Source organism: Sphingomonas sp. TREG-RG-20F-R18-01, assembly GCF_022662475.1.
In the GTDB taxonomy this organism is placed as follows: Bacteria; Pseudomonadota; Alphaproteobacteria; order Sphingomonadales; family Sphingomonadaceae; genus Sphingomonas.
The window spans coordinates 127,330-140,235 of the sequence record NZ_JAKNQQ010000003.1 but is presented as its reverse complement, the minus strand read 5'-3'; the positions used below and the strand labels follow the sequence as shown (position 1 = coordinate 140,235).

The 12,906-nt window shown below is 64.6% G+C and carries 10 protein-coding genes; 2 read left to right on the top strand and 8 right to left on the bottom strand.

The window, feature by feature from the left end:
- Positions 1-39: 39 nt before the first annotated feature.
- The 7 genes from L8K25_RS10575 to L8K25_RS10545 all read right to left on the bottom strand — a co-directional run bounded on the left by L8K25_RS10575 (position 40) and on the right by L8K25_RS10545 (position 6,458).
- Entirely contained in the window at positions 40-879 is an 840-nt protein-coding gene (locus L8K25_RS10575; RefSeq protein ID WP_242138877.1) for an RMD1 family protein, read from the bottom strand.
- Positions 880-923: 44 nt separating this feature from the next.
- Entirely contained in the window at positions 924-1,070 is a 147-nt protein-coding gene (locus L8K25_RS10570; RefSeq protein ID WP_242138876.1) for a hypothetical protein, read from the bottom strand.
- Positions 1,071-1,228: 158 nt separating this feature from the next.
- Positions 1,229-1,801, bottom strand: coding sequence for a YkgJ family cysteine cluster protein (locus tag L8K25_RS10565; protein WP_242138875.1), 573 nt, complete (start codon positions 1,799-1,801; stop codon positions 1,229-1,231).
- A gap of 52 nt (positions 1,802-1,853) precedes the next feature.
- Positions 1,854-2,174, bottom strand: a complete 321-nt coding sequence (locus tag L8K25_RS10560) for a hypothetical protein (RefSeq protein ID WP_242139261.1) — start codon at positions 2,172-2,174, stop codon at positions 1,854-1,856.
- A gap of 443 nt (positions 2,175-2,617) precedes the next feature.
- Entirely contained in the window at positions 2,618-4,960 is a 2,343-nt protein-coding gene (locus L8K25_RS10555; RefSeq protein WP_242138874.1) for a xanthine dehydrogenase family protein molybdopterin-binding subunit, read from the bottom strand.
- On the bottom strand, positions 4,957-5,955 hold the full coding sequence (locus L8K25_RS10550) for a xanthine dehydrogenase family protein subunit M (RefSeq protein WP_242138873.1): 999 nt from the start codon (positions 5,953-5,955) through the stop codon (positions 4,957-4,959). The genes L8K25_RS10555 and L8K25_RS10550 overlap by 4 nt, the downstream gene beginning before the upstream one ends.
- Positions 5,952-6,458: a 2Fe-2S iron-sulfur cluster-binding protein gene (locus tag L8K25_RS10545; RefSeq protein WP_242139260.1), complete on the bottom strand. Its 507-nt coding sequence runs from the start codon at positions 6,456-6,458 to the stop codon at positions 5,952-5,954. Before L8K25_RS10545 ends, L8K25_RS10550 begins: the two co-directional genes overlap by 4 nt.
- A 438-nt stretch (positions 6,459-6,896) precedes the next feature.
- On the opposite strand from L8K25_RS10545, the gene L8K25_RS10540 reads away from it, so the two are divergent.
- Both L8K25_RS10540 and L8K25_RS10535 read left to right on the top strand, forming a co-directional pair.
- Positions 6,897-7,697: an SGNH/GDSL hydrolase family protein gene (locus L8K25_RS10540; protein WP_242138872.1), complete on the top strand. Its 801-nt coding sequence runs from the start codon at positions 6,897-6,899 to the stop codon at positions 7,695-7,697.
- Positions 7,694-9,322: an alpha-L-fucosidase gene (locus L8K25_RS10535; RefSeq protein ID WP_242138871.1), complete on the top strand. Its 1,629-nt coding sequence runs from the start codon at positions 7,694-7,696 to the stop codon at positions 9,320-9,322. The genes L8K25_RS10540 and L8K25_RS10535 overlap by 4 nt, the downstream gene beginning before the upstream one ends.
- A 293-nt stretch (positions 9,323-9,615) precedes the next feature.
- Here the strand turns inward: L8K25_RS10535 and L8K25_RS10530 are convergent, their stop codons facing one another.
- Positions 9,616-12,432 carry a TonB-dependent receptor gene (locus L8K25_RS10530; protein ID WP_242138870.1) on the bottom strand — a complete coding sequence of 939 codons (2,817 nt, stop codon included), beginning with the start codon at positions 12,430-12,432 and terminating at the stop codon, positions 9,616-9,618.
- Positions 12,433-12,906: the final 474 nt, after the last annotated feature.

Sequence of the window (12,906 nt, the reverse complement as noted above, 5' to 3'; positions counted from 1 at the left end):
TGCCAAGGCTCCATCTGCCGCCGATCGCCTGATCGCCTTTCAGTGCCGCCATAACTCGTAGATGTTGAGGACGACCTCGAAGGCAATCAAGCCGATCACGGCAAGCTCGAGCCTCAGCGAACGCTTGTCCTGCACCAGGTCGAGCAGCCATTCCGCCGCGTCACCGATGACCTCGAGCTTGCGTTCCATCGCACGCGCGCGGTCACCCAGTTCGAACTCGGCTTCGAGGCGCCCATAGAGGCGGTCGAGCTCGGGATGGTCCCATAGCAGGTCCGGCTTCTCCACGATCTGCGCGCGACCGACGACGCGGTGCTGCGCTGCGAGGACATCGCCGATGCTCCGCATGACCCGCCGGATCGGCATCACCGCGCGACCATGGACGCGCAGCTCGTGGATCAGCGGCTCGACGCGATCGAAAGCTTCGGCAATCCGCCCCTCGTCCCGCGCCAGCACCACGCTTCTGGCGACGACGGTGGCGGTCAGCAACAGACGTTCGCGCGACGCTTCCTTCAACCGGATATGCCCGTCCGCGCTGACCGTCTCTTCGCGGTCCGGGTGGATCTCGATCCAGGCGGTTTCGGTTTCCGGCGTGGCCAAGGGTTCGATCACGTGGTCGGAGAGCTGCGCGATGAAGCGGCGTTCCACTTCGGCGGACGCCCCGATCAGGACGAGAACGCCATAGCGGAACACGAATGCCGCTCCGACGCCGGACAGGTGGAGAGTCTCGGGTTCGACGAAATCGCGCAGATGGCGGGTGTCGACACGCGTCCCCAGCAGAAGCGCGCGGACGTCCCCGCGCGTGGGTTCGCCCGGCAGCGCGGCACCGAGCACCTCCCGCACGCCGACGCTGATCGTGCGCAGGGATCCGCCTTCAACCATGTCGTGTCAGCACCATGTGCGTGCCCTTACCAGCTTTGCGGCCGTTACGCCGCGATCAAATGGTGCGCCGCGCCGAATGCGTGCGCTGCAGACGCAACGCGATCGAGCGCCTGCAGCGTATCCCCAACCAGCCCTGCCGCACGATCGCCGTTCGCGGATGCCGCGACGATCCGGCGCTGGCGGTCATGCACGCACCCAGACGGATGACATGCCAGCGTACCAACTCGCCGAGGGGTGCGCTGGCCCGACCACACGCATGGCACTCCTGCGGCGGCGTTATATCCGAAGTCCTCAGACAACATCCTCCCCGTGCGTTCGGATGTCACGGGTCAGCCGACCGACATAAGGCTCAACGGCCGTGAGTTGGCATGAAGACGCCGTAGCGCTCGCGCCAAGCGCTCACTTCGTCCTCCAGGTGTGGGGGCGCGGGATCTCCTGAGAGGACGAGGCGTGCGACATCATCGTCGGGGTGCAGCAGCATTTTCGACGATCCGTCGCTGAACCAGACCGGGATTAGTTGGTCGCACAAGCTGTCGAGCACGACGGCGGCCATGCCGTTCTCGATCGCCTCGCTGCCGGCAAGGACACGGATGTTGATCGAGACGCCTTCAAAGCAGTTCTGCGGCGCACGCACGAAATTGAGCGAGACGAGCAGCCCGGACCGATCGGGGCGGGCGTCCTCCGGCATGGTCGCAACCCGTCGCCACGCGCAGAACCATGTTCGACAGATGTGCGGGCGTTCAGCGTGGATGCGGCACCCGCCTTCGAAGAGGTTTTCACAGGGCTGTCCCGCGGGTTTCTTCAAGTCGGGCGTATCGATCGTGAGCACGGTGCAGCACGCGGTGCAATCGCCGCAAGACCGATCGGCCAGGACCGGCCCGAGCAAGGTGGTTTCGACGTCGGTCTCAGGCGCCGAGCGCATCGGGGGCCTTCAAAGTCTTCCGAGAATGAAGAGCTTGCACGGCATGCACGCCTTACGCGCCCTCGGCATCTACGGTAAAAACGATCGGCCTGCCGCGCGACAGCGGGTCCCATCCGGCCAGTAAGGCCGCGCGCACGCCTCGCGAGACGGTCGCGGTATCGACTTGAAGACGACCCCGTTGCAGCCCTTTCAACAGCCGCTTGGGCGGCGGGAATTCCAGCAGGGCCTCGCGCTGCGCGTCGCGCTGGATCAGGGAAATCGCCATCCCTTTCCAACCGTCGTTATCCGACCATTTCGGCTCGCGCTGGAGTTCCCAATCGTACTGGAGCCCATCCACCTCGACGGTGCCTGTATTGCTTCTGGAGTTTGACATGGTGCCGTCCGTAGCATGTCGATCGGGCCATGCCACGCGTTTGACGCACGATACGCATCATCAGGGGATACCCCGCTGCATGGTCTGCCGCGCGATCGCTGATGGTCGCGCTCTGGACAGTCCGCCCTCGGGCATGACGCGTTCCGGGTGCAGCATGGTATCTCTGTCTTCGTTCCGTCCCTTCCGGGGATGGGTTGCGCGTTGAGGGTATCTTACCGAGCGTCAGCTCTGCTGGACTGCCCCACCCCAACCCCTCCCCTGAAGGGGAGGAGCTTTTGGGGGCTTCTGCTTCCCTGGCCATTTTTCTTCAGGCGACGGTTTTGTCGATCCGCCGACCAAATAGTAGGCGCTCTCGGGCAAGTGTCCCTAGTCACCCCCATTCGCGTCACATAGACGCCTGCGCAACCGTCGCCCGGCCGTGTCTGGGGCGATGGGTTCGACCGTTACAACAGCTTGTCCAGCGTGATCGGCAGGTCACGGACACGCTTGCCGGTCGCGTTGAAGACCGCGTTCGCCACCGCGGCGGCTACCCCGGTAATGCCGATCTCGCCGATGCCATGCGCACCCATCGGGGTATGCGGATCGGCGATATCGGTCCAGATCACGTCGATCTCAGGCACGTCCAGATGAACCGGCACGTGATATTCGGCAAGGCTCGGGTTCATGATCCGGCCATTGCGTTCGTCGAACTGGGTTTCCTCCATGAGGGCCATGCCGAGCCCCATGATGATGCCGCCGCGAAACTGGCTGCGTGCTGTCTTGGGGTTGAGGATCCGGCCGCAGTCGAACGACCCGAGAATGCGACTGACGCGAGTTTCGCCGGTTACCGCATTGACGCGCACCTCGCAGAAGATCGCGCTATGCGAATGCATCGACCAGTGCATCAGCTCCAGTGGCGGTGAGGCCTCCTTGCTGACAACCAGTTCGTCCCGCTGCGCGCGCTCGAGGATCGAGGCGTAGCTCTCGCGTCGTGAGCGGTCGTCGCGTTTGGCAAGGCCGCCGTCTTCGCTCCCCACCTCGTCCGGGGACAAGCCGGCGAGCGGCGAATCATTCCCGGCGAGCTTGAGCAGTTCGGCGACGAGCGCATTGTGCGCGGCGATTACCGCGGCCCCGATCGCCGCGGTCTGTTGCGAGCCGCCGGCCATGATCGCGCCGGGAATGGTCGAATCGCCGTAACCGACCTCGACCTGGTCGAAGGAGAGGCCCAGCCGTTCCGCCCCGACGATCGCCGTCGTGGTAGCCGTCCCCATCCCCATTTCCGCAGCGGCGACCTCGATCCTCGCACGCACGGAAGCGCCGTCGCGTATCAAGGTAATCCGCGCCGCGGCGCCGGGCATCCGGTAATAGGGGTAGGTACCGGTCGCACAGCCCATGCCGATCAGCCATTCCCCCTCGCGGCGGGTCCCGGGCACGGCACTGCGCTGATCCCAGCCGAACCGTTCCGCCCCCGTTTTCCAGGCCTCGACGATATGGCGCGACGAAAAGGGCAATCCGGAGGTGGGATCCTGCTCGGGCTCATTGCGAATGCGCAGCGCGATCGGATCCATGCCGAGTTCGACGGCGAGTTCGTCCACCGCCGATTCCAGCGCGAAGGTGCCGACGGACTCACCCGGTGCCCGCATGAAGGTGTTGGCCAACATGTTCATCTTGGCCACCTGCACCTGCAGCTTGATGTTCGGGCAGGCATAAGCAGCGCGCGTCCCCAAAATGAAGGGTTCGGGCATGTTGTTATGCGGCGTCATGATGGACAAGCCGCTGTGGATCAACGCCTCGAACCCGCCGTCGGCCTGCGCCCCCAGCGCGACGCGTTGCTCCGTCAGCGTGCGCCCGCCGACCACGCGGTAGACGCCTTCGCGCGACAGCGTCATGCGGACCGGCCGTCCCGCGAGCTTGGCCGCGGCGGCACCCAGAATCTGGTGATCCCACAAGCCCTTGCATCCAAAGCCGCCGCCGACATACGGCGAGGTCAGGCGCACCTGTTCCATCGTGAGATCGAATACGTCGCCGATCGTCTTGGCCTGCGCGGTCACCATCTGGCTCGCGTCATGCAGGACCAGCCCGTCCCCGATCCAGGCGATCGTCGCGGCATGGGGCTCGATCGGATTGTGGCTGTGGCGCGGCGTGCGGTAGACGTGATCGACGGTGTGCGGTGCCGACGCGAGCGCGGCATCGGCATCGCCGATCTCGTTGAGCAACGGCTGGCCCATGAAGAGCCCCTGCTCGATTCCGTTCGCCTTTGCGTCGACGAGCGACGTCGTCGACGGTTCACGGGCATAGGTGACGTGGATGAGCGACCTGGCGTGGTCGGCCTGTTCCTGGGTCTCCGCCAGCACGACCGCGACGGGCTGGCCATTCCAGTGAATGCGGTCGTCCTGCATGATCGGCAGGTCGGCTGGCCCGACGGCGGTCGGCGACGCGCCGAACACCGCCGGTGGGTTCATTCGCGGCGCGTTGAGGTGCGTCATGACCAGCACCACCCCGGGCGCGGCGGCAGCAGCATCGGTGTCGATCGCGGTGATCCGCCCGCGCGGGATCGTCGCATAGGCCAGCGCGGCATAGACCATGTCGTCAAACGAGAACTCGGCTGCGAAGCGCGCCCCGCCGCCGACCTTGAGCGGACCATCGATGCGCGAGACGGGAGTGCCGATCTTGCCGTGCTGATGCGCGATCAGCGGATCGGGCACGCCACCCGGGATCCAGCTGTCGGGCGCGAGCGGGACCAGCTTGGCCATTGCGCCTTGGACGAGGCCCTGTGCGGTGCCCTTGACGGTTTCGACGATGCTCATGCTGCTGCTCCGGCGGGGGCGCCCGTCAATTCCATGAGGACGGCGGCTAGGGTGCGGGTCGCGAGTTCGGGCTTGAAGCCATTGTCGCGCAGGGGCTTTGCGTCCGCAAATTCGGCGATCGCGGCGTCACGGAACGCCGCTTCGGTGGCGGGACCGCCGCGCAGTGCCGTCTCGGCCTTGAGGGCGCGCCACGGCTTGTGCGCCACGCCCCCGAAGGCAAGCCGAACGTCGGTGATGTGATCGCCCTCGATTTCCAGAGCGGCGGCGACGGAAATCAACGCGAATGCGTAACTCGCGCGGTCGCGGACCTTGCGATACGTCGATCGTGCCGCGAACGGCATCGCCGGGAGTTCGATCGCGGTGATCAGTTCGCCATGGTCGAGCACGGTGTCGAACTCCGGCGTGTCGCCGGGCAAGCGGTGGAGCTCCGTGAAGGGCAAGGTCCGGCGGCCTCCATTCCCCTGCAGATGCACCGTCGCGTCTAGGGCTGCGAGCGCCACGCACATATCGGAGGGATGCGTTGCCACACAGGCGTCCGACGCACCCAGAATGGCATGGATGCGGTTGAACCCCCCGCGCGCGTCGCATCCCGATCCCGGGCTGCGCTTGTTGCAGAGCGACCCATCGGTGTCATAAAAATAGGCGCACCGCGTCCGCTGCAGCAAATTGCCGCCGACCGTCGCCATGTTGCGGATCTGTGCCGACGCACCCGCCAGGATCGCACGCGACAGCATCGGATAGCGGGTGCGCACCGTGCGGTGCTCGGCAAGTGCGGTGTTGCGGACCGCCGCGCCGATCAGCAGTCCGCCGCCGTCGGTTTCAACGATCGTGTCGGCAAATCCGGTGACGTCGACGACCGTGGTGGGAGTCGCCACCGTCTCGCGCATCAGATCGACGAGGTTGGTTCCGCCCCCGAGATAAGCGGCGTCCTGAACCGCACCGAGCCGGAGGGCTTCTGCGGAGTCGCCCGCGCGGGCATAGCTGAACGGCGTCATGCCACCATCTCCGTGGCGAAGGCGTCCTGGATCGCCTCGATGATCCCGTTATGCGCGCCACACCGGCACAAGTTCCCGCTCATCCGCTCCTGCACCTCCGCGCGCGTCAGCGTCACGTCCGCGGCGAGATCGACGGTGACGTGGCTCGGTACGCCGCGCTTCGCTTCGGCGGCCATTCCGATCGCCGAACAGATCTGTCCCGGCGTGCAATAGCCGCACTGAAACCCATCATGCTCGATGAATGCGGTTTGGAGCGGGTGGAGCCCGGTCGTGTCGGACAGGCCTTCGATCGTGGTGATCTCGCGGCCATCGTATTGAACCGCGAGCGCGAGGCAGGAGAGGATCCGCGTACCATCGACCAGCACGGTACAGGCGCCGCACGCGCCCTGGTTGCACCCCTTTTTGGTACCGGACAGATCGAGATGTTCGCGCAGGAAGTCCAGCAGCGAGACCCGGGGGTCGCCCGGCCCGGCGACGGCCGTCCCGTTCACAAAGATCGACATCATGACCTCCTGCTATTGTCGTTTGAGCTTCGTGACGCGACGACCACGCCACCGCACGGGTACCGCGATGGGCACCCATGGACTTTGAATACGCACCATTTCGAGCGACTCGGCACTGCATTGCCTTTTAGCATGCCGGGCGGTTTGCGCCTCCTCTGCGGAAGCCGCGTTCTCGGGCTGTTGGTCAAGCAGGGCCACTCCACCGCCCACCAAGCGCGGCGCGCGCCGGGTTCCCTCCGGCCAACGACGCATCGGGTTTGGCCCGGTACGGGTGATCCGTGCCCACGCGCCCCGACGGAACGCCTTTTCGCGCTGCGGCGCCGACGGGAGTAGTTCATATGCGCAGATACGCTGTATGCGTGCACCTTACGGCCCGGAGTCGCCCTGCGCAGGCGCGCTCGCGATTGACAGGGTGGCAAGGCGTTGAGAGGATTTGCAATGACCCGTTCCGTGTGGATGCTGCCACTGTTCATTGCTCTGGCAAGCACGGCCTCTGCGCAAACCAGCGTACCGGGCGACGTTCATGCATCCGATCCGGTGGGGATTGTCGCTGATCCTTGCCCCCAGCATCCCGATCCCACCTCCGGTGCCGGCTGGGAGGCCTGGAAGCTTCACATGATGACTCGCGATTTCGCGCAGCTCTGCCGCTACGCCGCTGCCAACCGGACGCTTGCCAGGAGCGGGGCACCGGTCCGGGTCGTCTTCATGGGCGACTCGATTACCGACAACTGGATCCATTCGGACGCGGCGCTCTTCAGCAAGGGCGTGGTCGACCGCGGCATCAGCGGACAGACCACGCCGCAAATGCTCGCGCGCTTCCGCGCCGACGTGATCGCGCTGAAGCCTAAGGCAGTACATATCATGGCGGGCACCAACGACGTCGCGGGCAATACGGGAGCCGCGACGATCGAGACGGTCGAAGGCAATATCGCGAGCATGGCGGAGCTTGCCCGCGCCCATGGCATCAAGGTGATCCTTGCCTCGGTTCCGCCCGCCGCCGCTTTCCCGTGGAGCCCCTCGAAACAGCCGGTGCCACAGATTGCCGCGCTGAACGCCTGGCTGCGCGCATATGCCAAGGCCGAGGGGTTCGGCTATGTTGATTACTTCGCCGCCCTGGCGACGCCCGAAGGCGCGATGAAGCCGGGGCTTGCCAGCGACGGCGTCCACCCGACCGCGCAAGGATATGCCGTGATGCGCCCGCTCGCGCTCGCCGCCATCGCGCGAACGCTCGGCGAGTGAGGCTCAACCGACGCTCGATCCTCGCCGGCATGGCCGCGCTGCCAATGGCACGCGGCGCGCTGGCGCAGAGCCCGATGGGGCTTGCGCGCGGTCCGGTCGAACCCAACTGGCCGTCCCTCGTATCCAACTATCGCTATCCCGACTGGTTTCGCGACGCCAAGCTCGGCATCTGGTCGCATTGGGGCCCGCAATCGGTGCCCGAGCAAGGCGACTGGTACGGTCGGTTCCTGTATATGCAGGGCCATCCAATGTACGCGCATCATCTCGAGACCTATGGCCACCCTTCGGTCACCGGGATGAAGGATATCCAGAACCGCTGGACCGCTGACCGCTGGGACCCCGACGCGCTGATCGCGCGCTACAAGAAGGTCGGCGCGCGCTATTTCATGGCGCTGGCGAACCATCACGACAATCTCGATTGCTACGACAGCCGTTATCACGCGTGGAATTCGCTGCGTGTCGGCCCGAGGCGCGACGTGGTCGGGACGTGGGCGAAAGCCGCGCGCCAGGCCGGCCTCAAATTTGGCGTATCCAACCATTCGGCGCATAGCTGGCATTGGTACCAGACCGCCTATGGCTATGACCCGACCGGCCCCAAGCGCGGCGAGCGCTACGACGCGTTTCGGCTGCGCAAGGCCGATGGCGCGGGCCAGTGGTGGGACGGGCTCGATCCGCAGGAACTCTATACCGGTGGTCATGCGGTGATGCCGAACGGGATCGATACGATCCCCGGCATGGAAGCGTGGCACGACACCCATGACGGCCAGTGGATCGAGACCGGCCCCACGGACGACCCCGCTTACGTCACCAAATGGCTGTTGCGGCAAATCGACTTGGTCGAGAAGTACAAGCCCGACCTCGTCTATTTCGATGATTACGGCCTGCCCTTCGGGTCGATTGGGCTCGAGGCGGCGGCGGATTACTACAACCGTTCGATCGCTTGGTCAGGCAAGATCGATGTCGCCTTGTTCGCCAAGCAGCTGAAGCCGCACGAACGCTTCGGGGTGGTGCAGGATGTCGAGCGTGGCTTTTCCGACCATTTGTGGGACGAACCGTGGCAGACCGATACCTGCCTCGGCGACTGGTTCTACAACGTCGCCCGCTTGAACGACAAGAGCTACAAGACCGCCGAGCAAGTGGTACAGCGGCTTGCCGATGTCGTGTCGAAGAACGGCAATCTGCTGCTTTCGGTCCCGCAGCCAGGCCATGGCGCGATCGACAGCGAGGAAGAAAGGATCCTGGACCAGCTCGGCGGCTGGACCGCGATCAACGACGAGGCGATCTTCGGTTCGCGGCCATGGCGCGTCTATGGCGAAGGCCCGACCCAGCTGGCCGCGGGCATGCAGAATGAGGCCGGCGCGAGCAGCTTCACGCCGCGCGACGTCCGCTTCACCACGAACAAGGGCGCGCTTTACGTGCTGTTCCTGGGATGGCCGGTGGGGACCGCGTCCGTCGCGTCGCTCGCCCATGGACGAATGTCGGGTGTGATCGAGCGGGCGACCTTGCTCGGCGGCGGGCCGGTAGCGCACCGCCAGGACACGACCGGACTGCATTTCGCCATGCCACACCAGCCCGTTGGCGGGTTCGTACCGGTGATCCGGCTCGACGGGCGCGGGTTGGTATAGCCTTGGCTGCCTGGATTTTACCTCGAAGCGACAACACCGGACGACGCCGGACCGACCGCGAGAATGATCTGACTCATCCGGGTGCGGGCGCTGCCCTGCCCCCGTTCCGGCTCAGGCAACCGCTGCATCGATCACTCCCGACCGACGCCGTTGCCGTCGTCGTCGGGCCTTGGCTCTCGCATGAAAAAAAACTCGTCCGGGCGACATCGCCGAAGCGATGCCATCCGGACGAGCAGGGGAGGAAGCGGGGATCCGCCCGTTGCCGCGCGGATCAGACCGACCGTCGGTCAACCTTAGAAGGTGATGCGCGCAACGCCCGTGATCTGGCGATCGCTCATGATCGAATCGCGCGGGCGGGTGAGGATGCCGTAATAGGTCGAGCGCACCGTGTTGGTGAGGTTCGTCCCATTGAGCGTCAGCGAGAAGTGCGGCGTGATGTTCGCGGTGATCGACGCATCGAGCTGGCCCGACGCCTTCTGGAAGATCGGCAGATTGCCGGTCCCGTTGGCGGAGGTCGTCACGAGGAACTTGTTGCGCCAGTTGTACGCGGCTCGGGCCGAAATAATCCCGCGCTCGTAGATACCCACCAAATTGAAGTTGTACTTCGATAGCCCTTCGAGCGGCAATTGCGTCACCGGGCCCTGGCTCGCCGGGCTCGGCGCCTGGGAGTCGACATAGGTAAAGTTCGCCTGCGCGCCGAGGCCGCTAAGCGGGCCGGGCAGGAAGTCGAAGAATTGCTGATAGGCGACTTCCACGCCCTTGACCTTGGCCTTGGCGGCATTGTCGTAGGTCGTCACGTCGAACGTGGCAGATTTGCCGTCCGCGAAGGTCACGGACGATTGATTGATGACCGTCTGGATGTAGTTCGAGATATCCTTGTAGAAGCCCGCCACCGTCAACGAGCCCGTTCGCGTGAAATACCATTCGGCCGAAACGTCGAAATTGGTCGACTTCATCGGCTTGAGATAGGGATTGCCGGTCGAGGTGGTGTGTTGCTGGTTGGCCTGCGCATCGCCCGGCTCGGTGAACGTAACGGTCGGGTTGACCTGATCGAACTGCGGACGCGAGATGTTCTTTGACGCAGCGAAGCGCAGTTGCAGCTTTTCGGTCAGGTGAGCCCGCAGATTCAAGCTCGGGAGGACGGACGTATAGCTGTTCGTTTCACCAAGCTGGGTAAAGGTCGGCGGACCCGACACCGGGCCATTCGTCCCCGGGATGAGATCGACGCGCTGATAATAGCCGGAGACGGCGGACTGCGTCCGGACAACGCGCACACCAATATTGCCGTCGACCGGCACCGGCAGAGTGCTCGCCTTGAAGAACGCCGCGGCGTAGCCGGCATAGCTCTTCTGCGATTCGGTGTTGATGCCGCTCGGCAGATACGCCGGCGTCGTGGTGACACCAAGTGCGGCGCGCGTTGCGTCATAGTTCAGCACGGTCGGGAGTGAGAAGGCCTGGATGTTGCCGAACAGATTGGCCTGCCCACGGTAAAAGTCGCTCAGATCGACATAGGTCAGGTCGCTCGCCGGTCCGGACTGGCTGGTATAGCGATAGCCGGTGTCGTTGGTCGTATTCTTGCGATCGGCATAGCGGATACCCGCCTTGATCGAGCTGAGGATACCGCCGTCGAAGCGATATTCGCCATCGAGCCGGCCGACCGTGTCCGTGCCTTTGGAATTGTTAAGGTCGTCGAGATAATAGGCGTTGCTGTAGGTCCCCGGGTTCGACAAGCCGGCCGCCGAGGCGATCTGGAACGACGGGGTGGTGCCCGAGATATTCTGCGTCAGCGTCGTCGCGGTGCCGCTCAGACCGACGATCGAGTTGAGATTGTCCGTCTTTGAATCGACATATTGGAAATCGCCGGTGATCGTCAGATTGGCCGACGGTTTCCACTTGCCGTTGAGCGAATAGTCGCTGGTCACGGAATGGCGCGAGCCGATCGACGTGTTGTCGCCAATCGGGACGTTCGTGAAGGTGCCACTCTGGAAATCGCCGTTCGAGGCGTACGTGAAGGGCGCTCCGGCCTGCGGCGTGATCGCCGCTCCGCTGGTGTAGGCGAAATAGCTATAGCCATAGTCGCGCACCTTGTAATCGTTCCGGAAATATTCCCCGGTAAAGTCGAGCGTGCTGCTCGGGCGCCATTGCACCGACACGTCGAGGCCGAAGCGGCGGCGGTCTCCGATGACTTCGCCGATGCCGGTGCCGTGCGGTAGCGTCGTGGTCTTGCCGGTGCGGCCGAGCTGCGCGGCGGTCGCGACGTCGCTCGCGCTATTGGGCGTACCGTCGGCCTTGAGGCTCTGATCCAGCGTGTAGAACGGCTCGGTCGAGATCGTGTCCTGGCGGAAGGCGGTCTTCTGGTACGACGCGCTGGCCAGCACGCCGATTTCGCCAATGCCGGTATTCCAGCGGTCGCTGATCAGCAGCGACGCGGCCGGCTCGCTCTTGCGGACGAGGTCGAAATAGGTGTTCGCCGCCGAGCCCGAAATCTTGAAGCCCTTGAAATCGAACGGCTTGCGGGTGCGGAAATTGATCGTGCCGCTGAGTTGATCCTCGATCAGATCCGACGACGGATTCTTGTAGACGTCGACCCCGGCGAGCAACTCGGAGGGCACGTCCTCGAGGCTGAGGGCATTGGTCTGGCCGTTCGCCGTGAAGATGTCGCGGCCGTTGAGCTCGGTGCGAACCTGGGTCAGCCCGCGGATCGCGACCGAACTGCCCTCCCCGAAGTTGCGTTGGATCTGGACGCCCGAGACGCGCTGCAGCGCTTCGGCGACGTTGCGGTCGGGCAGCTTGCCGATGTCCTCGGCGACGATCGAATCAACGACCTGATCCGCATTGCGCTTGATGTTCTGCGCCGACTGCAGGCTCGCGCGCACGCCGGTGACAACGATATCCTGGGCCACCGGTACGGGTTCAGCCCCAGTTGGTTGTGGCGCGGTCGCGGGTGCGGTCGACGGGGTGGATTGGTCGGCGGCGGGGGCCTGGGTGCCTGACGGAGCCGTAGTCTGCGCGACGGCGGGGGTGGCGATGGCGACGAACGGCAGGATCGACGCGCTCAGCAACAGCGCCTTATCAAGCCCCAAGCGGCGGACCGCATCAGCAGCAAACATGCATATTCCTTCCAAAGCGCGGCACTCCGCTGGCGCGGGGCTCGTAAGTCATCCTGGGAAGGGAGTGGCCATCGGCGTTGCCTCGCCTCTCCCTGCAAGCCTCCCTCGCATCAACCGAGGTTTCGAGGAGGTCTTTCGATGGCGGTCGGCTAGGCGCGCCATATCGCGCGGTCAACCTTAATTTGTATAGGTGATTATGGTTTTCATATGTGAACAGATTGTTATATTTCGTTAGCGCTATCAGAAATCGCAGAATCGCTGGCTTTTGGACCGGCGCCGTCATCGCGAGCGGTTAGCAGGGCGGCGGCATTCCGTTCGACCTGTGTGACTTAAAGGCAACGGTTCTTTGCGCTGCCGACCAGCACAGACCGGGCAACACGGCTGCGGCAATCTGCTGCACCGCAGTCCTTCCGTCCACGATGCGGGATGCGCAGTTCTGCCGTCCACAACTGCGCGCCGCTTTCGCACGGCGGT

What these genes read in the sequence shown, in the direction of transcription:
- L8K25_RS10545 (WP_242139260.1), bottom strand. Translation starts at nt 6,458, where the DNA reads ATGTCGATCTTTGTGAACGGGACGGCCGTCGCCGGGCCGGGCGACCCC.
- L8K25_RS10550 (WP_242138873.1), bottom strand. Translation starts at nt 5,955, where the DNA reads ATGACGCCGTTCAGCTATGCCCGCGCGGGCGACTCCGCAGAAGCCCTC.
- L8K25_RS10575 (WP_242138877.1), bottom strand. Translation starts at nt 879, where the DNA reads ATGGTTGAAGGCGGATCCCTGCGCACGATCAGCGTCGGCGTGCGGGAG.
- L8K25_RS10560 (WP_242139261.1), bottom strand. Translation starts at nt 2,174, where the DNA reads ATGTCAAACTCCAGAAGCAATACAGGCACCGTCGAGGTGGATGGGCTC.
- L8K25_RS10540 (WP_242138872.1), top strand. Translation starts at nt 6,897, where the DNA reads ATGACCCGTTCCGTGTGGATGCTGCCACTGTTCATTGCTCTGGCAAGC.
- L8K25_RS10565 (WP_242138875.1), bottom strand. Translation starts at nt 1,801, where the DNA reads ATGCGCTCGGCGCCTGAGACCGACGTCGAAACCACCTTGCTCGGGCCG.
- L8K25_RS10530 (WP_242138870.1), bottom strand. Translation starts at nt 12,432, where the DNA reads ATGTTTGCTGCTGATGCGGTCCGCCGCTTGGGGCTTGATAAGGCGCTG.
- L8K25_RS10555 (WP_242138874.1), bottom strand. Translation starts at nt 4,960, where the DNA reads ATGAGCATCGTCGAAACCGTCAAGGGCACCGCACAGGGCCTCGTCCAA.